Origin of the sequence: Andreprevotia chitinilytica DSM 18519, assembly GCF_000711875.1 — a bacterium.
Lineage (GTDB): Bacteria > Pseudomonadota > Gammaproteobacteria > Burkholderiales > Chitinibacteraceae > Andreprevotia > Andreprevotia chitinilytica.
Genome location: NZ_JONM01000001.1, coordinates 1 through 19,197 on the forward strand (window position 1 = coordinate 1; position 19,197 = coordinate 19,197).

At 60.2% G+C, this 19,197-nt stretch carries 22 protein-coding genes and 1 pseudogene; 13 read left to right on the forward strand and 10 right to left on the reverse strand.

The genetic code is table 11. The features are described 5' to 3' along the window. Nucleotides 1–113: pseudogene (locus BR41_RS24985) on the reverse strand (IS110 family transposase); the annotation flags it as partial. A gap of 645 nt (nucleotides 114–758) precedes the next feature. Between BR41_RS24985 and BR41_RS23885 the strand changes: the two are divergent. Then, on the forward strand, nucleotides 759–1,043 hold the full coding sequence (locus BR41_RS23885) for a hypothetical protein (protein ID WP_156970483.1): 285 nt from the start codon (nucleotides 759–761) through the stop codon (nucleotides 1,041–1,043). 119 nt (nucleotides 1,044–1,162) lie between these two features. Here the strand turns inward: BR41_RS23885 and BR41_RS00010 are convergent, their stop codons facing one another. The 6 genes from BR41_RS00010 to BR41_RS00040 form a co-directional block, all read right to left on the reverse strand. Then, nucleotides 1,163–1,441, reverse strand: a complete 279-nt coding sequence (locus BR41_RS00010) for a HigA family addiction module antitoxin (RefSeq protein WP_035051413.1) — start codon at nucleotides 1,439–1,441, stop codon at nucleotides 1,163–1,165. Between the two features lie 11 nt (nucleotides 1,442–1,452). Beyond that, nucleotides 1,453–1,731, reverse strand: a complete 279-nt coding sequence (locus tag BR41_RS00015; RefSeq protein ID WP_035051416.1) for a type II toxin-antitoxin system RelE/ParE family toxin — start codon at nucleotides 1,729–1,731, stop codon at nucleotides 1,453–1,455. Nucleotides 1,732–1,911: 180 nt separating this feature from the next. After that, nucleotides 1,912–3,486, reverse strand: a complete 1,575-nt coding sequence (locus BR41_RS00025) for a glycosyl hydrolase family 8 (RefSeq protein ID WP_084186724.1) — start codon at nucleotides 3,484–3,486, stop codon at nucleotides 1,912–1,914. Between the two features lie 446 nt (nucleotides 3,487–3,932). Then, nucleotides 3,933–4,811, reverse strand: a complete 879-nt coding sequence (rsgA, locus tag BR41_RS00030; RefSeq protein WP_035051418.1) for a ribosome small subunit-dependent GTPase A — start codon at nucleotides 4,809–4,811, stop codon at nucleotides 3,933–3,935. Nucleotides 4,812–4,829: 18 nt separating this feature from the next. Next, complete coding sequence (locus BR41_RS00035) at nucleotides 4,830–5,138, reverse strand: 4a-hydroxytetrahydrobiopterin dehydratase (protein WP_035051420.1); 309 nt, start codon at nucleotides 5,136–5,138, stop codon at nucleotides 4,830–4,832. Between the two features lie 101 nt (nucleotides 5,139–5,239). Then, nucleotides 5,240–6,487, reverse strand: a complete 1,248-nt coding sequence (locus tag BR41_RS00040; RefSeq protein WP_035051428.1) for a M48 family metallopeptidase — start codon at nucleotides 6,485–6,487, stop codon at nucleotides 5,240–5,242. A 103-nt stretch (nucleotides 6,488–6,590) separates the two neighbouring features. Here BR41_RS00040 and orn point away from each other — a divergent pair, with 103 nt between their 5' ends. From orn to BR41_RS00070, 6 genes are all read left to right on the forward strand, one after another. Beyond that, nucleotides 6,591–7,160 (forward strand): oligoribonuclease, encoded by a 570-nt coding sequence (gene orn / locus BR41_RS00045; protein WP_035051430.1) that lies wholly within the window; start codon nucleotides 6,591–6,593, stop codon nucleotides 7,158–7,160. Continuing rightward, nucleotides 7,153–7,698: a CinA family protein gene (locus tag BR41_RS00050; protein ID WP_505578013.1), complete on the forward strand. Its 546-nt coding sequence runs from the start codon at nucleotides 7,153–7,155 to the stop codon at nucleotides 7,696–7,698. The genes orn and BR41_RS00050 overlap by 8 nt, the downstream gene beginning before the upstream one ends. Continuing rightward, entirely contained in the window at nucleotides 7,695–8,267 is a 573-nt protein-coding gene (locus tag BR41_RS00055) for an MFS transporter (protein ID WP_035051431.1), read from the forward strand. Before BR41_RS00050 ends, BR41_RS00055 begins: the two co-directional genes overlap by 4 nt. 7 nt (nucleotides 8,268–8,274) lie before the next feature. Further along, on the forward strand, nucleotides 8,275–8,766 hold the full coding sequence (locus tag BR41_RS00060; protein ID WP_035051432.1) for a NanQ anomerase/TabA/YiaL family protein: 492 nt from the start codon (nucleotides 8,275–8,277) through the stop codon (nucleotides 8,764–8,766). Nucleotides 8,767–8,837: 71 nt separating this feature from the next. After that, entirely contained in the window at nucleotides 8,838–9,704 is an 867-nt protein-coding gene (hslO, locus tag BR41_RS00065; RefSeq protein ID WP_035051434.1) for an Hsp33 family molecular chaperone HslO, read from the forward strand. Between the two features lie 129 nt (nucleotides 9,705–9,833). Beyond that, the gene (locus tag BR41_RS00070; protein ID WP_035051435.1) at nucleotides 9,834–10,019 is read left to right on the forward strand and encodes a hypothetical protein; all 186 of its coding nucleotides are present in this window, start codon (nucleotides 9,834–9,836) and stop codon (nucleotides 10,017–10,019) included. Nucleotides 10,020–10,064: 45 nt separating this feature from the next. Here BR41_RS00070 and BR41_RS00075 read toward each other — a convergent pair whose 3' ends face one another. After that, the gene (locus tag BR41_RS00075) at nucleotides 10,065–10,907 is read right to left on the reverse strand and encodes an enoyl-CoA hydratase-related protein (protein WP_051709614.1); all 843 of its coding nucleotides are present in this window, start codon (nucleotides 10,905–10,907) and stop codon (nucleotides 10,065–10,067) included. Nucleotides 10,908–11,075: 168 nt separating this feature from the next. Between BR41_RS00075 and BR41_RS00080 the strand changes: the two genes are divergently transcribed. From BR41_RS00080 to BR41_RS00110, 6 genes are all read left to right on the forward strand, one after another. Beyond that, entirely contained in the window at nucleotides 11,076–11,936 is an 861-nt protein-coding gene (locus tag BR41_RS00080; RefSeq protein ID WP_051709617.1) for a dienelactone hydrolase family protein, read from the forward strand. 95 nt (nucleotides 11,937–12,031) lie between these two features. Next, entirely contained in the window at nucleotides 12,032–12,928 is an 897-nt protein-coding gene (locus BR41_RS00085; RefSeq protein ID WP_156970485.1) for a D-hexose-6-phosphate mutarotase, read from the forward strand. A gap of 214 nt (nucleotides 12,929–13,142) precedes the next feature. Further along, nucleotides 13,143–14,666: a 4-hydroxy-3-polyprenylbenzoate decarboxylase gene (gene ubiD / locus BR41_RS00090; RefSeq protein ID WP_035052295.1), complete on the forward strand. Its 1,524-nt coding sequence runs from the start codon at nucleotides 13,143–13,145 to the stop codon at nucleotides 14,664–14,666. A gap of 20 nt (nucleotides 14,667–14,686) precedes the next feature. Then, nucleotides 14,687–15,067: a DnaJ family domain-containing protein gene (locus tag BR41_RS00095; RefSeq protein WP_035051437.1), complete on the forward strand. Its 381-nt coding sequence runs from the start codon at nucleotides 14,687–14,689 to the stop codon at nucleotides 15,065–15,067. Between the two features lie 72 nt (nucleotides 15,068–15,139). After that, nucleotides 15,140–15,988 carry a CheR family methyltransferase gene (locus BR41_RS00100; RefSeq protein ID WP_035051438.1) on the forward strand — a complete coding sequence of 283 codons (849 nt, stop codon included), beginning with the start codon at nucleotides 15,140–15,142 and terminating at the stop codon, nucleotides 15,986–15,988. A gap of 352 nt (nucleotides 15,989–16,340) precedes the next feature. Then, on the forward strand, nucleotides 16,341–17,063 hold the full coding sequence (locus BR41_RS00110; RefSeq protein ID WP_035051441.1) for a hypothetical protein: 723 nt from the start codon (nucleotides 16,341–16,343) through the stop codon (nucleotides 17,061–17,063). A 148-nt stretch (nucleotides 17,064–17,211) separates the two neighbouring features. Here BR41_RS00110 and BR41_RS00115 read toward each other — a convergent pair whose 3' ends face one another. Continuing rightward, the gene (locus BR41_RS00115) at nucleotides 17,212–17,766 is read right to left on the reverse strand and encodes a DJ-1 family glyoxalase III (RefSeq protein WP_035051443.1); all 555 of its coding nucleotides are present in this window, start codon (nucleotides 17,764–17,766) and stop codon (nucleotides 17,212–17,214) included. A gap of 175 nt (nucleotides 17,767–17,941) precedes the next feature. Further along, the gene (gene lysA / locus BR41_RS00120) at nucleotides 17,942–19,189 is read right to left on the reverse strand and encodes a diaminopimelate decarboxylase (RefSeq protein ID WP_035051445.1); all 1,248 of its coding nucleotides are present in this window, start codon (nucleotides 19,187–19,189) and stop codon (nucleotides 17,942–17,944) included. Nucleotides 19,190–19,197: the final 8 nt, after the last annotated feature.

The following is a 19,197-nucleotide window of genomic DNA, read 5'->3' on the forward strand; positions in this document are numbered from 1 at the left end:
ATGCCGGCCTTGGTGTTGTCGATGACTTTGGTCTTGCGTTTGCCGGCTGCTACGTCAACGAGCAGGCAGCAGTCGAGTTTGGCTTTGGAAACGTCGATACCGAGAAAGTGCATGATGAGAAAAGATCGAGAAGATGAAGAAAGTGCCACGTCGCCCACTTGCCTTGTGCATACAGGGTCGCGCCCTTGGCTACCGTTCAGTGTCTAATTGGCGAGGAGGGTGAGGCAGCGGGCTTGATCTACGTCGCAAGGTCCAGGCCTTCAGGGGGGGTCCAAGCTGCCGCTGCCTCGTGTGATGGGAGCTAACCATCACGGGAAACAAGATACAAGGTTGGGTTTCGCTGCGCTCAACCCAGCCTACACATGCAGCCCACGTAGCCCGGACGCATTTTGCGGCCGGGGTTGGTTCGTGTATCCACGGAGGATGGAACTTGCCCGCATTGTCACCCCGGCCAGCGAGCTGTCCGGGCTACGGTTTCTGCCTTGACCAAGCCAGACCGGCTGGGATACTTTTGCGACGTCGCGTTCAATAGCGCGATCGGGATTGGACTCCCGGGACAGAAAGGCGGACGAGCCGCTTCAAGCGGCATTTTTATTGTCTGCGATACCCTTGGTACGCCTTCTTCTATGGCGAGCCTAGGTATGGGGCACCTTCGGGTGCACCGGGTCCTTTCTGCCGGTAAGTCCAACCCTGCCTAGTGCTCGCCACCTCCGATTGGACTCGGAGCGGTGAGTAGAACTCTCAGAAAGGAGGCACTCATGCCCAACTCTCCCCATAGCACCCCCGCACCACCACCCACCCCACGGTTTCGCTACGAAACGCCACCTGTCATCCGCGCGCTGGATGATGTCGCCCGACACGGCATGGATAGCGTGGCGGAGCTGGGCGGCTTGTTTCAGATCCTCGTCAACCTCGTCGACACCCGCTCCGCCGCCTATCAAGTGGCGAAGTCGGGCGTATCGCTGGCGAATGAACGATTCTGCGCCATCGATGCGGCACGGGTCTTCGCGAAACCGCAGCCGAAAGAGCAAGACAGGAAGTAGGCGGTTTTAACGGGAAAAAGCCAGCACCTGGGAAGGTGCTGGCCTTTTGGGTTTGTGCGGGTTTGGGGAGGGAGGGTTGAGCGCAGCGAAGCCCAACAAGCTTGGCGATGCATGCAGCGTTAAGCCGCCAGCCGCCCAATATGCGGCCGTTCGTGCTGACGGGCCTGCCACAAATCATGCTGTGCCTGCAGTCGCAGCCAATAACCGGGTGTGGTGCCCAGTGCGTCGGCCAGCCGCAAATCCATATCTGCCGTGATGCCGGCACGACCGTTAACGATTTTGGAAAGCTGCACGCGTGAAATGCCGATGTGCTCGGCAAACGTTGTGATGTTCTTGTGCAGGTCGTCAATCCAGCCTGCGAGAATTTCGCCCGGATGGGCGGGGTTATGCATGTCCATCGTGCCCTCCTTTAGTGGTAATCCAGATAATCCAGCAGCTCTACATCCTGCCCAACCCAACGAAAAATCACTCGCCAGTTCCCGTTGACCGTCAGTGAGCAAAATCCGCCCAAGTCGCCATGCAGTTGATGGTATCGCCAGCTGGGTCGGGCTAAGTCGTCAGCGCTGATTGCCACATTGAGGGCGGTCAGCAATTCCCGGAGTTTGTCGGCGTGATGCGGTTGAATGCCGGACTTGCTACCGGATTCGAAAAACCGGCCAAGGCCCTTGTGCTGGAACGAGAGGATCATGGCAGAAATGTAAACAATGTGTTTACGATTTTCAAGGCTGTTGGCGCTGCTTGCCGTATGTGCGACAAAAAAAGAGGCAGGCCAAATGGCCTGCCCGAAACAACCTCGAAGGGGAGGTGCATTACCGGCGGCTGGAGGAGATCAAGTCGCCGGGAAATGGAGTGAAACGAATTGCCTGCGCTAGCGCGGCTGCCACAGCGACGGCGTGGTGGGTGGCGTCCAGTTGGTGCCCACGTAGGCGGTATGGGTGACCAGTGCGGTGTATTGCACGCCGCTGTAGCTGACGCAGCTGCCGACCGTGTAGGTGTTGCCTTCCGCCCATGCCGGGCAGCCGGGTACCGGCGTTGGGGCCGGTGTGGGCGTGGCGGTCGGTGTTGGCGTCGGGGTGGCTGTCGGCTTGGGTGTTGGAACCGGCGTTGCGCTGGGCTTGGGCGTCGGCGCGGGTGTCGCCGTCGGTGTTGGTGCGGGTGTTGGGCTTGGTACTGGTGTTGCGGTGGGTGTTGGCGTCGGAGCGCTCACGCCCGGCTGTTTCCACATGCCGGCGGCGGCGATCATCGATAACAGCCGGATCGAATCGGCGTAGTAATCGTTGGTCGGGCCTTGAGTGATGCGGCTCCACAGGGAATTCAACCACGCCTGGTTGCTGCTGTCGATGGCGGCACTGACGGCGAAGGGCGCGGCGAAGGCCATTTCCCAGTCGGTGGTCAGCGCGGTGCCGTTCAGCTCGTAGCCGCCGCGAATCTTGTTCGGGTCGCCACCGGTGGCGGTGGTGCTGATCCAGCGGTTGAGTGTTTGCAGCAGCGCCTGTGCGTGCGTATCGCCATTGATCAGGTAATCCAGGCTGAACCGCCACGGCACACGGCAGTTGTTCCAGCTGTATTTGCCGTCGGTATCGGCTTCGAGGAAGTTGGGTGGGGAGGGCACGTAGTCGCTGCCGCTCTTGACCATGAAATCCGGGATCAGGCCGGTGGATGGCGAGGACTGGTGATACACGCTGTTGATGATGGCGTAGCTCTTGTCGATGACTTGCAGCCAGTGCGTATCACCCGTGGCGGCATAGAAAGCGCGCAGGTGTTCGAACATCAGATCGGAACCGCGCGTGCTTTTGCCGTACTTGGCATCGCTATCCGCCGCCCAGTCGCCCAGCTTGAGAATCCATTCGGACTGGTTGACCGTGCTGTTCATCAGCGCGTTGACGGTCTTGATGGCTTCGCTGCGATAGTTGATCGCGCCGGTCGAGCCCCATTTCTGATCCGCAAGCAACATGGCGTAGGCGGCATCCAGATCGCCATCGGTGGCGGAATCCGCGCCTTCGGTATCCACCAGCGCACCACCGCTCAGCGCCTGTGCCCAGGCCATCAGGGCGGCGTTGTTCTGGCTCGGGTGAGCGCGGTAATAGCGGAACAGACCGTCGAACGTGGTGCGGGCGTTGCTGTCGCGGTCGGCCATCAGCGCCACGGCGACCATGCCGAAGCCTTGGCCTTCGGAGACGACTTGCTTGCCGGAGCTGGAACCGAACCAGACGTACAGGCGGCTGGCGTCTTTCGGGTCGGTACGCACATAGCGGCTCTTCCACGCGCTATAGGCCGTATCGACTTGGGATTGCATTTGCGCCGTGCTGACGTTGTTCGGCTGGATCGCGCCGGCGACATAACTGACCGCCAGTGGTGTGCCCGCGAATGCGTTCACCGTGATTGAACTGCCAGCCAGTAACAGCGCCAGCATGAGTGGCCGTAGCCGTTTGCTTCGTTCCATCGTTCATCTCTCCATCGTGGCTTGCCGGTGGTGGAACCGGTCACGGCGGCTCTACGCCAAGGTGATTCGCGAGCTGCCGTATTGCGCCCGGATGGCATGGGGATGACAAGACGATGGCGGGGGTGACTTCACGAAATTGATTTTACTGTTCAATAAAATCAATGAGTTGCGATGAGAAATGGCACAGGGGCATTTCACGGAATTCGTGTGTTTGGGGTGGGCGGGCAGGGGAATATGTGGGCGAGGCGGAAAAGTCTGATCTTTGTTCCCTCTCCCGTGTGCGGGAGAGGGCTAGGGTGAGGGTATTTGCCAAGAACGTTGCACCACCCTCACCCCCGGCCCCTCTCCCTCCCGTGCAAGGCTTTAGCCTTGTTCAGGGACTGTGGGCGAGGGGAGGAAACCTGGAGCGGGAGATCGATAGGAAGCCGCAATCCCTCGGATTTGCCTCAATACGCCGCAGCCGCAGTCAGTTCATCCTGCAGCCGGTGCAGCAGCTGCAAGCGTTCACGCTTGATGCTGCCGTCAGCAACGGCGGCTTGCATTGCGCAACCCGGCTCCTGGCGGTGGCGGCAGTTGTTGAAGCGGCATTGACCAATCAGGGCGCGAAAGTCCGGCATGTAGAAGGGCAGGTTTTCGGCTTTGACGTGCGCCAGCCCGAACGACTGCAGGCCGGGCGAATCGATCAGCTCGGATTGCGCGTCGAGCTTGTACAGCGTGGCATTGGTGGTGGTGTGCTTGCCGGTATCGAGCGCGACGGAGATCTCGTTGACCCGGGCCTTGGCATCCGGGATCAGCGCGTTGGTGAGCGTCGATTTGCCCATGCCGGATTGGCCGACCAGCACGCTGGTTTCGTTTTCGAGCTTGGCGCGCAGGGGCGTGGCATCTTGCAACGCCGAGACTTCGATGACCGGGTAGCCGAGCCCGACGTAGTACTGAAGCCGTTCCAGCGCAACGCGGGCCTCGGGCAGATCGGCCTTGTTCAGGCAGATCAGTGACTGGATGCCACCCGCCTCGGCTGCGATCAGCGCACGGCCGATCAATTCGTCCGAAAAGCTGGGCTCCGGCGCGACCACGATCACCAGTTGGGTGACGTTGGCGGCGATCAGCTTTTGCCGCCATTGGTCTGAGCGATACAGCAGCGTCTTGCGTTCGATCACGCCTTCGATCACCGCCTGCTCGGCGTTCAATACCTTGATCCTGACCTGATCGCCACAGGCGAAATCGTTTTTCTTGCCACGGGCGCTGGCGATGCGGCGTGCGCCATCGGCCAGTTCAACGATGTAGGACCTGCCGTGGCTGGCGACGATGCGGGCGGTATCGGTCAATTGGTTTCCAGGGTGGGGTTACAGCGCGTCGATGCGCGCGGCACAAATGAAATCATTACGGGACAAGCCGCCGGCGGAGTGGGTGCTCCACACCACCTTGCAGCGGCTATAGGTTACTTCCAGATCGGGATGGTGATCCTGCTTGTTGGCGATATAGGCCACCGCGTTGACGAAGGCGACGGTCTGGTAGAAGTCTTTGAAGCGGAAGGTTTTTTCCAGCGTGCCGTTGAGCACGAGCCATTCGTTGAGTTCGGAGGCAAGCATTTCGGCGGCGATATCGTCGAGCTTGGCGGCGTTGGCTTGGCAGGTTTCCTGGGAAAGCGACATGGTGGCAGGTCCTTGTTAACGATGCTTTCTAGGGGAGGCGCCCGTTTCCTCATGAAAACAGGCGCTTAGACCGTTTTAGGCGAACCGCCGCCGGGCCGCAATCATGCCAGTTTCTGCAGTGCCGCAATCCGCAGGGCGGCCGGCGGGTGGCTGTCGTAGAACACGCTATGCAGTGGATCAGGCGTCAGCGTGGCGGCGTTGTCGCGGTAGAGCTTCACCAGCGCGTGGATCAGGTCGGTGGCGGAGGCTTGCTCGGCGGCGTAGGCATCCGCTTCATATTCGTGCTTGCGCGACATGATCGAGCCGACGGGGCCGAAGATGAAGGTGAACACCGGCAACACCAGAAAGAACAGCGTGAGCGCGTTGGCGGTGCTGGGGGTGGTTACGCCAAGGCCCTGATAGAACCACGGTTCGACCAGCAGCTGGCCGAGCACCCACAGCAAGCCCAGCATCAGCGCGAAGGTCCAGGCCATCCGCTTGACGATATGGCGGCGCTTGAAGTGGCCGAGTTCATGCGCGAGCACGGCTTCGATTTCGTCGCCATCGAGCTGCTTCAACAGCGTATCGAAGAACACGATGCGCTTGGTTTTGCCCAGCCCGGTGAAATAGGCATTGCCGTGGCTGGAACGCTTGCTGCCATCCATCATGAAAATGCCGCTGGTCTTGAAGCCGCAACGGGCCAGCAGATTTTCGATGCGGCTGCGCAGGGTTTCATCCGGCAGCGGCTCGAATTTGTTGAAGAGGGGCGCAATCCAGGTCGGGAAGATCCACATCAGCAGCAGCGAGAATCCCACCCAGGTTGCCCACACATAGATCCACCAGTTGCTGCCCATACGGCCCATCAGCCAGAGCACCACTGCGATCAGCGGCAGGCCGATCACGGCGGCGATGCCGGTGGTTTTGAGCAGATCAGCCAGCCACAGCTTGGGTGTGCTTTGATTGAAGCCGAACGCGGCTTCGATCTTGAAAGTGGCGATCCACGACAAAGGCAGCGTGAGGAACGTGTTGATGATCGCCAGCAGCGCAATCATGGTGACGCCGGCAGCAATCGGCGAGGTGAACCAGCTTTGCGAGAGTTGCGTCAGCCACTCGATACCGCCGCCGAGTGTAAACAGCACCAGAATGATCGCTTCATACAGTGTGCCGACCATGCCGAAGCGGGTTTTGGTCACCGTGTAATCGGCGGCGCGTTGGTGGCTTTGCAGGGTGATGGTTTCGGCAAACTCGGCCGGCACTGCGGCGCGGTGGCGGCGTACGTGGTTGATCTGGCGTTGCGCCAACCACAATTGCAGCAGGATGCTGACAAACAACGCGAACACGAAGAGGACGGAAAAGCTGTGGGCGGTCATTGCTAGGGCTGGCAGACGTCGAGCCGGCGATTATCTCACAGCCGGGCCTAGGCAGCGGCGGATGGTAGAATCGCGCATCCCCAAGCGATGCAAGGAGCGCGCAATGGCGCAAGACCAGAACAACCTGATCTGGCTGGACATGGAAATGACCGGTCTCGATCCGCAGAACGACAAGATCATCGAACTCGCCATCGTGATCACCGACAGCAATCTCAATACCGTGGCCGAAAGCCCGGTATGGGTCGTGCATCAACCGGACGCCGTGCTCGATGGCATGGATGACTGGAACAAGAGCACACACGGCCGTTCCGGCCTGATCGACCGCGTGAAGGCATCCACGCATACCGCCGAGCAGGTCGAGGTGGAAGCGCTGGCATTCATCGCCCAATACAGCCCGCGTCTGGGTAGCCCGATGTGTGGCAACTCCATCTGCCAGGATCGCCGTTTCATGGCGCGCTGGATGCCGAAGCTGGAAGACTGGTTCCATTACCGCAATCTGGATGTCTCCACGCTCAAGGAACTGTGCAAGCGCTGGCAGCCGGCGGTCTACAAGCTGTTCAAGAAACAAGGCAAGCACACCGCGCTGGCGGATATCTACGAATCGATCGACGAACTCAAGTTCTACCGCGAGCACTTTTTGAAAGTGCCGGTGAACGAGCTGCCGAGTGATTGATTTGGGTATTGATTCGGTGATCGATTTGCAAAATCCAACGCTTGCCACCATGTCCGATACCTACTCACTCGCTGCAAAGCTCGGCCAGCTGCTGCTGGCGCGCAGCCAAACCATCACCACGGCTGAATCGTGCACCGGTGGCTTGATTGCCGGCGCGATTACGGATGTGGCCGGCTCCAGCAACTGGTTTGATCGCGGTTATGTGACCTACGCCGACGCAGCCAAGATCAGCATGCTCGATGTGCCGCCGGCCTTTATCGAAGGTCTTGGTGCAGTGAGCGAGCCCGTCGTGGCCGCCATGGTGCAGGGCGCGATGGAGCAAGCGGGTGCGCAGTGGGGCGTGGCGGTGTCTGGCGTGGCCGGGCCGGGCGGTGGTTCAGCCGAGAAGCCGGTCGGCACGGTCTGGTTCGCCTGGGGTACACCCGTTGGCATCGTGACCGAGCGCCAGTTGTTTGCCGGGGATCGCGCTGCGGTGCGGGCACAAACAGTGCGTTTGGCGTTGGCCAAATTGATTCAATTGATTGAGGAAACCCGATGACCACGGTTGTCGTCGTAAAAAAAGGCAATGAAGTGGCCATCGCCGCCGATAGCCAGTCCACCTTTGGGGATACGCGGCTGTCGGCGGCGTTCGATACCAAGTGGAACAAGATTTTCAAAGCACATGGTGGCTACTTTTCGATCTGCGGCAGCGCCGCGCACGATCTGGTGCTGCAGGCCGCGCTGAAAAAAGCCAAGACGCTGGATTTCACCAGCCGCATGGCGATTTTCGATAGCTTTCGCAAGCTGCATCCCAAGCTCAAGGAGGAGTACTTCCTCAAGCCGGATGAAGAGGAAGACGAAGCCTACGAATCGAGCCAGATGACGGTGCTACTGGCGAATCCGCATGGCATCTACGGCGTGTTCAGTCTGCGCGAGGTTTACGAATTCGAGCGCTATTGGGCGATCGGTAGCGGCCGGGATTACGCCATTGGCGCCATGCACGCGGTTTACGATCGTGACGACCTGACGGCGGCGGATATCGCGAAAATCGGTGTCGAGACCGGCTGCACGTTTGACGTTGCATCCAGCCTGCCGATGACGATCTACACGTTGCCGTTGGCAGAGTGAGGCTGCAATGATTCTGTGCGATCTTGCCAACTGGCAACAGCAACGCCCGGTCTTGCCGGCCGCAGTAGTACAGGCGCTGGAGTTGCTGCAAAAGCAGGACTTGGCCGGTATGCCGGCGGGGCGGTATCGGTTCGAAGAGTTAGGGGCGGCCAGCGACAAGCTGTTCTTCATGATTCAAGAGATGGAAACCCGCCCGGCCAGCGACAAGCGCCCGGAAGCGCATCGCGAACATGCAGACATCCAGTTGCTGCTGGTCGGCGAAGAACGCTACGGCGTGGCGCTGCCCGGCGCGGATCGCGAAGTGGTCGAGGATCGGCGCGATACGCACGACATCGCTTTTTTTGCTACGCCGGCCCGTGAAGTATTCGTTGATTTGCAACCGGGCATGTTCGCGGTGTTTTTCCCCGGCGAGCTGCATCGTCCGTGCTGCTGCGTGAACGAACCGACCCGCATCCGCAAGGCGGTGGTGAAGATTCATCGCAGCCTGCTGGGTTTGTGAACCGAACGCCGGGCTGCCCGAACACATTGAATAGATAGGCCGCAATGCAAGCGCGGCATGAAGGAAAACAGATGCAAGACACGCTTGAACGTTTCATTTTTGACGACGCGCCGGTCCGCGGCGAGCTGGTGCAGCTCGATGCCGCCTATAAGGAAGTGCTGGCCCGCCATCCTTATCCGCCCGTGCTGCAAAAGCTGATCGGCGAATTGATGTCTGCCGCGATGCTGCTATCGGCCACGCTCAAGTTTGACGGCACCTTGATCATGCAGATGCATGGCGTCGGCGCGGTGAAGCTGATCGTGGTCGAAGTCACCAGCGAGCACACCATCCGTGCGATGGCGCGTTGGGAGGGCGACGTGCCGGATGTGTCGCTTGGCGAATTGCTCGGGCACGGCAAGTTCATGATCACGCTCGACCCGAACGAAGGCGAGGCCTACCAAGGCATCGTCGGCTTTGAGTCAGGGCAGGGCGTGGCCGAGATCATCGAGCACTATATGGCGCATTCCGAGCAGCTCGAAACGCGCTTGTGGCTGGCGTGCCTGGATGGCAAGACGGCCGGTCTGCTGGTGCAGAAACTGCCAGCCGGCCAGGGCGACCCGGATGCTTGGGATCGCGTGCAGAAGCTCTCCGAAACCATCACCACCGAAGAACTGCTGGGCTTGGCCCCGCGTGACATCCTCTATCGCCTGTTTCATCAGGAACAAGTCCGTGTATTCGACCCAGCCGATCCGCGTTTCGCCTGCACCTGCTCTCGTGATCGGGTGGGCAGCATGTTGCGGATGGTTGGCAAGGATGAAGTGGATAGCGTGGTGGTTGAGAAGGGGCACGTCGACGTGACCTGCGAATTCTGCGGCAAGGGCTACCACTTCGATGCGATCGATGTGGCGCAGTTATTCCATGGGCATGGAACCCATACACCAGACGGGCGAGTGCACTGATCGGGTGAGCGGCAGCATGTGTGCGGTTTTGCCTCACTTCTCAATATCGGGATTGAATTTCTCTCGATTCGTGCCGATATAGGGAGTAAGGTTTGTCTTACCCGCAGCACTGATCGCAAGGAGGCCATCATGCTCTATGTCTATGACATTGAAAGCAATCAACCGATGTTCGAGGTGGCCGGAACATGCAGCGATCTGCAACAGGAAGTCGCGCTGCAGGCCCCGAAAGCATTGGAAGTGCCACAGCCACAGCTCCGTCTGTTGACGGTTGCGGAAGCACAATGGGCCGAGAAGAAAAGAAATTACTTTTCGTGAAAGTATTTGTCGCACGCAGTGGTGACCCAAGGGCTGAACAGATGTTCAGCCCTTTGTCGTTTCAGAGGGGTCGTCTGTCACCAGGTTGGCGAAATCCAGCGTTTCCAGCCAGCTGGGGCGCGCATCGTCCAGATGGGTGCGGATGCCTTGGCGGGCCTCCGGGTGAGCGCGCAAGTGCGCGATCCGATGAGCGGTATCCGATATCAAGGCATCGTCGATCGGGCGATGCGCCACAGCGGCGATCAGCCGCTTGGCCGTGGTGACGGCGTGAGGGCCATTTTGCAACAGTCCATAGACCCAGTGCCCCACCATTGCATTCAAACCATGCTCATCCGGCGCCACTTCATGTACCAAGCCAAGTTGCTTGGCGGTTTCCGCCGTCATGGTTTCTGCAGTGAGAAAGTAGCGCCGCGCCGCGCCAGTACCGATTTTGGCGATCACATGCGGGCCGATGACCGCCGGCACCAGCCCCAGGCGTACTTCCGGCAACCGGAACCAGCTGGAATGCGCGCCGACGATCAAATCGCAACAGGCGATCAGCCCCACGCCAATGCCCAGCGCCGGCCCGTGTACGCGAGCAATCGTCGGCGTTGGAAAGCGATCCAGGCATTGCAGCATTCGTGCGAGGCGGAGCGCTTCTTCGAAATTGTCGTGCTGGTCCGCTTCGAGGCCGCGCTGCATCCAGCGGTAATCGGCCCCCGCGCAGAATGCACTACCATTGGCTTGCAGGACCAGCACACGCACGCTGGTGTTCTGGGCGAGCGCCGCAAGGCTCGCATGCAGCTCGGCAATCATGACCTCATCGACCGCATTGCGTTGTTCGGGCCGGTTCAGCGTGATCGTTGCAACGCCTCGGGAATCGACGTCGATGCGCAATGTGTCGCTCATGGCGGGGTTCCGTAGGGTTTCTTGCAGTGGAAGGAGGGAGCCGATTGGCTGCTGTAGTCTATAGCCCGACGTGCCTTGGTGTGTAGCGATATGTTAGAGTGCGCGCCGACAAAGGGGCGTGCATTTGGTTCCGCCAGTTGTCTTCTGAATGGCCTTTAACAGATTCTCGTGAAACAACTTTTCATTTTTGTGACATTCCTGGTCGCTGTTGCGGCGTCTGCATCCACGGTCAAGATTCCCGGGCCGGATGGCGTCACGCTGTCGGCCGAGTATCTTCCCCCGCCCAAGGGCGGTAACGATGCACCCGCGATGCTGCTGCTGCACGGTTGCGGCGGCTTGTGGACAAAGGGCGGCGTGCTCATGGCGCGGCCGGCCCGGATGTCCAGCCTGTTGCAGGAGCTGGGCTACGGCGTGCTGATGCTCGATAGCTTCACCACGCGTGGCGTGCGCGAAACCTGCACCGTGCCGCTGGCCGAACGAAAGATCAGCAGCAGTACCCGGGTCGATGATGCGGAATTCGCCATCACGTGGCTGAAAGCGCGGCGCGAGATCGATGCGAACCGGGTGGGCGTGCTGGGCTGGTCAAACGGAGCAAGCACGGTCCTCAAACTGGTTGGCCGCAATAACCCCGGCATCAAGGTCGCCGTGGCCTTCTACCCGTCCTGCACGTCCTTGCTCAAGCAGAAACAGTACAACCCCATCATTCCAACGCTGGTGCTGATCGGCGAGGCGGATGACTGGGTATCCGCCGATGCCTGCAAGCAACTGGATGACCGTATCGTGGGCGACACCTTCCACGTGGTGACCTATCCTGGCGTTTATCACGATTTCGACGTACCCAATAGCGAATACAAACAGCGCTTTGACGTTCCCAACGGCGTGAATCCCGGCAAAGGCGTGACCACCGCGCCCGATCCGAAGGCCACCGAGGATGCCTATCGCCGTACCTTCAAATGGCTGTCGCTCTGGCTTGATCCGGCGCGCAATCCATCGATCTGGCGTAACGCCAATCCACTGGATCGCAAGTGATCAGCCGGGCATCATCCATGATCCAGTTTGTTTCCAATTTGGTTTCCAGAGGGCTTGAGCCCGCGTGTTAACCCGCTTTGATCGAGGAATCTGCCATGTCTAGCCTATCCGCTTTCGACTCCCGCCTTGCCGATGTTCCTGGCGTATCGGTCGTTTCTTCCACTGCGCTGGTTGGCGGTGAGGGCGACGGTTTGCAGATTCTGGTCATCGACAACGCACAGGGCCGCGCTACGCTCACCCTGCAAGGCTCGCAGCTGTTGTCGTTCACGCCGACTGGCAGCCGCGATCTGCTGTGGACTTCGCCGCTGACAGCCTATGCCGAAGGCAAAGCGGTGCGTGGCGGCATTCCCTTGTGCATGCCGTGGTTCGGCAAGCATCCGGACGATCTGCCGGCGCACGGCTTTGCTCGCAACTCGCTCTGGACGTTGACCACTGCCGAAGCCCTGGCTGATGGCCGTACCCGCGTGCAACTCGAACTGACCGAAAGCGAAGCCACCCTCAAACTCTGGCCGCATCCGTTCCGTTTCGCGTACACCGTGATCGTCGGCAAGGCGCTGGAAGTGGAATTGCTGGCCGAGCACAAAGGCACTACACCGGTGAAGTTCTCGGCCGCCATGCACACCTATTTCAGCGTGCCGGAAGTCGCGGACATTGCCATCGATGGCCTGGATGGCTGCGCGCGCATCGACACCATTGGCGGCGTTTCGCGCGCCGTGCAGCAAGGGCCGGTAACGATCGTTGGCCGCCATGATTCGGTCTACCTCGATGTGCCGGCCGAGCAGATCATCAAGAGCAGCGCCGGTTCGACTCACGTCGTCAGCAATACCAAGAGCGCCATCGTCTGGAATCCGGGTGAGGATGCGCTCAAGGCGGCCGACGTGCGCGAGCACTACCTGCACTTTGTCTGTGTGGAGCGCGGCGATGTGTTCGACAACGCACTCGAGCTTGCTCCGGGCCAGACTTATCGCGCCACGATGACGATTTCCGGCTGAACCAACGCGGCGAACAAAGCCCTTCTGGCGTTGTTGCGCGCTCTTGCCGTACTCGTTTGTACAGTCTTCGACCGCGCGCCTAGCCAGAACCGCTACGCTGGGCTTTTTTCGTCGCCCAGATGCGTAGGCTCTACTGCGAGAATGCCCGGCGATGCCGGGCATTCTCGTTTTCGACGGTACAATCGCCGCTTCCCTGCACAGCCCATCCAAAACGATGAAATACCGCGATCTGCGCGACTTCTGCGCGCAACTGGAAACCCTAGGCGAACTCAAGCGCGTGACCGTGCCGGTATCGCCGGTGCTGGAGATGACCGAAGTCTGCGACCGCACCCTGCGCGCGCAAGGCCCGGCGATCTGGTTCGAGAACGTGCCGGGTTACAGCATGCCGGTGCTGGGCAATCTGTTTGGCACACCGCGCCGTGTGGCGCTCGGCATGGGCGCACAAGAAGTCAGCGCGCTACGCGAAATCGGCAAGACGCTGGCCTACCTCAAGGAGCCTGAACCGCCCAAAGGTTTCAAGGACGCATGGGACAAGCTGCCCTTGCTCAAGCAGGTGCTGAGCATGGCGCCCAAGGAAGTGCGCAAGGGCGAATGCCAGCAAAACGTGCTGGAAGGCCCGGATGTCGATCTGGCCAAGATCCCGGTGCAACACTGCTGGCCGGGCGATATCGCCCCGCTGATTACCTGGGGCTTGGTCGTGACACGCGGCCCGTACAAGAAACGCCAGAATCTCGGCATCTACCGCCAGCAGGTCATCAGCAAGAACCAGGTCATCATGCGCTGGCTGGCGCATCGCGGCGGGGCATTGGATTTTCGCGAGCACGCCAAGCAAAACCCCGGCACGCCATTCCCGATTGCAGTCGTGCTCGGTTGCGACCCGGCAACCATCCTTGGCGCGGTCACGCCGGTGCCGGATACCTTGTCCGAATACCAGTTCGCGGGCCTGCTGCGCGGTGGCAAGACCGAGCTGACACGCTGCATCGGCAACGACCTGCAAGTGCCGGCCACGGCGGAAATCGTGCTGGAAGGCGCGATCAAAGCCTGCGAGCCGGGTTTTGAAGGCGTGTCCGAGCATGGCGCACCGATTAAGGAGATTGGCGGCTATCTGCACGCGCTGGAAGGCCCGTATGGCGACCACACCGGCTACTACAACGAGCAGGACTGGTTCCCGGTGTTCGAGATCGACCGCATCACCTTCCGCGATGATCCGGTCTACCACAGCACCTACACCGGCAAGCCGCCGGATGAGCCGGCCATGCTGGGCGTGGCCCTGAACGAAGTGTTCGTGCCGATCCTGCAAAAGCAATTCCCGGAAATCGTCGATTTTTATCTGCCGGCCGAAGGTTGCAGCTACCGCATGGCGATTGTCTCGATCAAGAAGCAATACCCCGGCCACGCCAAGCGCGTGCTGTTTGGCGTGTGGTCGTTCCTGCGCCAGTTCATGTACACCAAGTACATCGTGGTGGTGGATGACGACGTGGACACGCGGGACTGGAAAGAGGTCATCTGGGCCATCACCACGCGCATGGACCCGGTGCGCGATACGCTGCTGGTCGAAAATACGCCGATCGACTACCTTGATTTCGCCAGCCCGGTCTCCGGCTTGGGCGGCAAGATGGGCCTGGATGCCACCAATAAATGGCCCGGGGAAACCAACCGGGAATGGGGCAGGGTGATCGAGCGCCGGCCGGATGTCGTGGCCCGTGTCGATGCGATCTGGAACGAGCTGGGGCTGTGAACTGAACGCAGGAGGCCACCATGTGGTTTCTCACCGAACTGGCCGAACGCCGCATCGCGCAGGCGCGTGATGCCGGTGAATTCGACAACCTGCCGGGCGCAGGCGCGCCTTTGCCGGATGACGAACTCGATCCGCTCGTACCTGAGCATCAACGGATTGCGTATCGGGTGCTGAAGAACGCCGGCTATATCCCGCCGGAGCTGGAAATGCATCAAGAGGCGGTGGCGCTGTCGCTCAAGCTGGCTGCGGCGGATGAGGTGAATGTCGATGCCGCGATGCTGGCCCGGCTGGAGAAAATCAATCTGCTGCTGCGCCAATCCGGTCATGCGGCGCTAACGGTGCCGGTGCGTTATGCTGCTGGGATTGAAGCGCGTCTCCGATCGTCGTCGACAAAAGGTTGAACAAGGTTAGCGTCTATGCTGAATCAGGATCAGAAACCCCCATTTCAAGCTGGCTTGTCGGGACTAAGTACCATGTCGACCCCTGCGCGAGAATTCGATTTCACCCAGCAAGACTTCGAGAAGATTCGCAAGTTGATCTATGACTATGCCGGTATCGCGTTGTCGCCGGCCAAGCACGATATGGTCTACGGCCGGCTGGCCAAGCGCTTGCGAGCGCTGCATCTGCATACCTTCAACGAATACCTGAAAGTGCTCGAGCGCGGCGACAGCAAGGAAATGGAGCTGTTCACCAACTCGCTCACGACCAATCTCACCTCGTTTTTCCGCGAATCACACCACTTCGACATCCTGGCGGACTATCTGCGCGGGCATCGCAGCGTCGGCACGCTCAACTTGTGGTGTTCGGCCTCCAGCACCGGCGAGGAACCGTATTCGCTCGCGATCACCGCCTGCGAGGCCTTCGATACCCTGCGCCCGCCCGTCAAGATCATCGCGACTGACCTTGATACCAATGTGCTTGAAACGGCCAAGGCCGGGTTGTATGCGGCGGAAGAAGTCGAAAAGCTCGGCTCGGTACGCGTCAAGCGCTTCTTCGATAAGCACGCCAGCGGCAAATATCAGGCCAAGCAAGAGCTGCGCGACATGATCGTCTATCGCAAGCTCAACCTGATCTCGCAGGATTGGTTGATCCGCGGGCCGATGGATGCGATTTTCTGCCGCAATGTGATGATCTATTTCGATAAGCCGACCCAGCTCAAGATCCTGCAGCGCTTTGCGCCACTGCTGAAGCCGGAAGGTCTGCTCTACGTAGGCCACTCGGAGAACCTCTACCACGCGGCGGATCTCTTCAAGCTGCGCGGTAAGACGGTGTATGAGCTGGCGAAGCCCGGCGGCGCGCCGCCGTCGTTGCTTACACGTTAAGCCGCGTTTGCGCTCGCGGCAGACCATCAACAGCCCCGATCGGGGCTGTTTGCTTATTGAATCTGGCCGCTCGCAGCTGGGTGCTTTTCTTCTGAATGCGTAGCCCCCATAGCCTGAAGATGAGGTAGAACAACGTCTTCACGCTTGCTCTTCGGGCCTCTGGCCGCATTTCAATCAGTAAAAGACAATTTTGTATTAATTTATAATAAAAGACTTATATAAAGTGGTTGTAATATTACTGTTTCGTTTATTTACATTTAACTTTCTTAGTATGTGTTAAAAATCCGCGCCGGGCCGAGTTCTACCCAAGGTTAGCCAATTTCCAATAGTGGCCCGAGTTAGGAGCGTTATCGTGAGTGAGTCGGAAAAGATCGTCGTCATTGTTTTGCAAGCCGCAGCTTTGCCGCTGGGCAACTGGATGCTGGATGTGGTGCAGGTGGGCTATGCCCACGAAGACAAGCCGCGTGGTGTCGTACCGGCCTTGGTGGGGCGGCCCGCACACCCGGATGCCTTGATCGACTTCAATGGCAAACGGGCCTTTGTCGGTGAAGAGGCGTTGGTCGTTGCCGGTGTCGGCGTGACCGGGGCCAAAGCGGCGACTGGCCGACCGGCAGCCGCGACAGCCCGCGCGGCGCATGGCGCAAGAAGCCAATCGAATATCTTTGATACCTTCCTGGCGCCGCTACGCAGCGCCTATCCGCGCTTCAGCCTGGAAGCCGCCTCATCGGCACCGCAGCAGATCAAGCTGCACCAGGTCTTCGACAGCACGGGGGCCGTGCGGAGCTGGGGGGATTTGCACCTCACCCTCCGAGATGTCTTCGAGCGCTTGCTGGGCGTGAATGTCGCATCAGCCCCGGTCTTTGTGCTGACCAATGGCACGGCGGGGTGGGGCAAGGATAGTGACGAGCGATTGGCGCGGATGTTGTTCGACGACTTCTTCGCGCCGAGGATTTGCCTTGCTACCCAGGATCATTCATCCGAGGACGTGGATCAGACCTGGACGGAAGCGGTGCTATTGGCAAGGAAGAATCGGGCAGAGTCGAAGTTTGTGTACAACGATTTTGAAGTCGCTTGATTTGCGATCCTGTTCGCCCCGAGTGGCTGAACTGCGCAGTCCGTACGCGTTTCTGGTGATCCCGCCGTTCTGGAACGACGATGCCAGGGCAACAAAAAACCCACGTTCAGCGTGGGTTTTTTGTTCCAACAGGCAGTCGTGCCTGAGGCTACAGATAGAGCATCGCTCGTCCCACCTCGGTCGCCTTGGCCTCGCCGGCCAACAGTTTCACCAGCTCCAATGCAAACAACCCGCTGGTACCCGCCGCGCGTGAGGTGGTGATGTGGCCATCGGTGACGACCTGATAGGTCTGGACGACTGCGCCGTGCTCAGCCAACACGGGTTCGCAGCCGGGGAAGCAAGTGGCGGCAACGCCTTCCAGCAGTCCGGTGCGCGCCAGCACGGTGGGCGCGGCGCAAACGGCGGCGATACGTTTGCCGGCTTCCCGGTAGGCGTGCAGGCGTGCGTGTAAGGCGGTGGATGCCGCCAGCGCCTGCGTTCCCGGCCCGCCGCCAGGCAGCACGATCATATCGGCCAGCTGGCCGTCCACTGCGGAGAACGGCACATCCGCATGAACGAGGATGTTGTGCGCGCCGGTGACGTCCAGCGTTTCGGTGAGCGACACCATAGTGGTGTCGATGCCAGCGCGGCGCAGTACGTCGACGATGGTGATCAGTTCAACCTCTTCGAAACCGGGGGCGACATAGACATGAGTGGTAGACATGGCTAGCTCCTGCAAGGGTTCTTAATGGAAAAATGGTAGCGCCAGAAAAAGCGTGCTGACCAGCACATTGGCGATATCGATAAGAATGCCCTGACCATCGGCACCACTGGAACGGCCATGAGCGAGGAGCCAAATTGGTTGGTAACGCCCGGTGGTGGAACCGGGCGGTGAAGTCTTATACCTCTTCCAGCCCCAACAGTTCAGCCACGGTCTGGCGGCGGCGGATCAGCTTCACGGCCGCGCCATCCACCAATACCTCTGGGATCAGCGGACGCGTGTTGTAGTTGCTGCTCATGCTCGCGCCATAAGCGCCGCCATCGTGGAACACCAGGTAATCGCCCACTTCGGCAGCCGGCAGATCGCGCGGCGTGACGGTGCCGCCTTCTTCCTGCGTGAATACGTCGCCGGATTCGCATAAGGGGCCGGCAATCACGCTGGGCCGGGCTGCGGCGGTTTTCGCTTTGCCGGCGGCATCCAGCACCGATACCTCGTGATAGCTGCCATACATGGCCGGGCGCATTAGGTCGTTGAAGCCGGCATCGCACAGCACGAAGTGATTGCGGCCGGCATCTTTCTTGGCGCGCACTTCGGCAATCAATTTGCCCGATTCGGCCACCAGGAAGCGGCCCGGCTCGATTTCCAGCGTCACCGGATGGCCCAGATGCGCTTCGACTTCCTTGCGCGCCTTGTCCCACAGGCTGAAGTAATGCGCGGTATCGATGCGCTCGCCACCTGCGCGGTAGGGGATGGATAACCCGCCACCAGCCGAAATCGCCTGCAGATCGCGGCCGGACGCCTTCACCTTTTCCACCATCGCATCGCACACATTGGAGAGGTGGCTGTAATCCACCCCGGAGCCGATGTGCATGTGCAAGCCGACCAGCTTGAGCTGGTAACGGTCAATCAGCGCATAGGCTTCATCCAGCTGTTCATGCCAGATGCCGTGCTTGCTGGTATCGCCGCCGGTATTGGTCTTCTGGCTATGGCCGTGGCCGAAACCGGGGTTGATGCGCAACCACACCGGATGACCGGGGCTGGCCTCGCCCAGTTGCTGCAGCATCTGCGGGCTGCCGGCGTTGACCGGCACCTTGAGCTCCACTACGCGGGCCAGCGTTTCGCGATCCAGCAAATCGGCGGTGAAGACGATGCCCGAGTGGTGGTCATCAGCATTCCCGCCCACGGTAAACCCTGCCGCCAAAGCGCGCTCGATCTCGCCCAGAGAAACCGAATCCACCTTCACGCCTTGTTCGCGCATCAGCCGCAGGATGTGGGTGTTGGAATTGGCCTTTTGCGCAAAGCGGATCACGTCGAACTGCTTGAGCTGGCTGATCCGCTCGCGGATCACCGCTGCGTCGTACACCCAGCAAGGGGTGCCATATTGGTTGGCGATGGCGACGAGTTGCGGGCCGTTGACGGGTTTCATGGCGTGAT

Bases quoted from the DNA above. Each gene is read 5' to 3' on its own strand.
- BR41_RS23885 (WP_156970483.1), top strand. From the start codon at position 759: ATGCCCAACTCTCCCCATAGCACCCCCGCACCACCACCCACCCCACGG.
- BR41_RS00010 (WP_035051413.1), bottom strand. From the start codon at position 1,441: ATGGACATGCATAACCCCGCCCATCCGGGCGAAATTCTCGCAGGCTGG.
- BR41_RS00015 (WP_035051416.1), bottom strand. From the start codon at position 1,731: ATGATCCTCTCGTTCCAGCACAAGGGCCTTGGCCGGTTTTTCGAATCC.
- BR41_RS00025 (WP_084186724.1), bottom strand. From the start codon at position 3,486: ATGGAACGAAGCAAACGGCTACGGCCACTCATGCTGGCGCTGTTACTG.
- BR41_RS00035 (WP_035051420.1), bottom strand. From the start codon at position 5,138: ATGTCGCTTTCCCAGGAAACCTGCCAAGCCAACGCCGCCAAGCTCGAC.
- BR41_RS00040 (WP_035051428.1), bottom strand. From the start codon at position 6,487: ATGACCGCCCACAGCTTTTCCGTCCTCTTCGTGTTCGCGTTGTTTGTC.
- orn (WP_035051430.1), top strand. From the start codon at position 6,591: ATGGCGCAAGACCAGAACAACCTGATCTGGCTGGACATGGAAATGACC.
- BR41_RS00055 (WP_035051431.1), top strand. From the start codon at position 7,695: ATGACCACGGTTGTCGTCGTAAAAAAAGGCAATGAAGTGGCCATCGCC.
- BR41_RS00060 (WP_035051432.1), top strand. From the start codon at position 8,275: ATGATTCTGTGCGATCTTGCCAACTGGCAACAGCAACGCCCGGTCTTG.
- hslO (WP_035051434.1), top strand. From the start codon at position 8,838: ATGCAAGACACGCTTGAACGTTTCATTTTTGACGACGCGCCGGTCCGC.
- BR41_RS00070 (WP_035051435.1), top strand. From the start codon at position 9,834: ATGCTCTATGTCTATGACATTGAAAGCAATCAACCGATGTTCGAGGTG.
- BR41_RS00075 (WP_051709614.1), bottom strand. From the start codon at position 10,907: ATGAGCGACACATTGCGCATCGACGTCGATTCCCGAGGCGTTGCAACG.
- BR41_RS00085 (WP_156970485.1), top strand. From the start codon at position 12,032: ATGTCTAGCCTATCCGCTTTCGACTCCCGCCTTGCCGATGTTCCTGGC.
- ubiD (WP_035052295.1), top strand. From the start codon at position 13,143: ATGAAATACCGCGATCTGCGCGACTTCTGCGCGCAACTGGAAACCCTA.
- BR41_RS00095 (WP_035051437.1), top strand. From the start codon at position 14,687: ATGTGGTTTCTCACCGAACTGGCCGAACGCCGCATCGCGCAGGCGCGT.
- BR41_RS00100 (WP_035051438.1), top strand. From the start codon at position 15,140: ATGTCGACCCCTGCGCGAGAATTCGATTTCACCCAGCAAGACTTCGAG.
- BR41_RS00115 (WP_035051443.1), bottom strand. From the start codon at position 17,766: ATGTCTACCACTCATGTCTATGTCGCCCCCGGTTTCGAAGAGGTTGAA.
- lysA (WP_035051445.1), bottom strand. From the start codon at position 19,189: ATGAAACCCGTCAACGGCCCGCAACTCGTCGCCATCGCCAACCAATAT.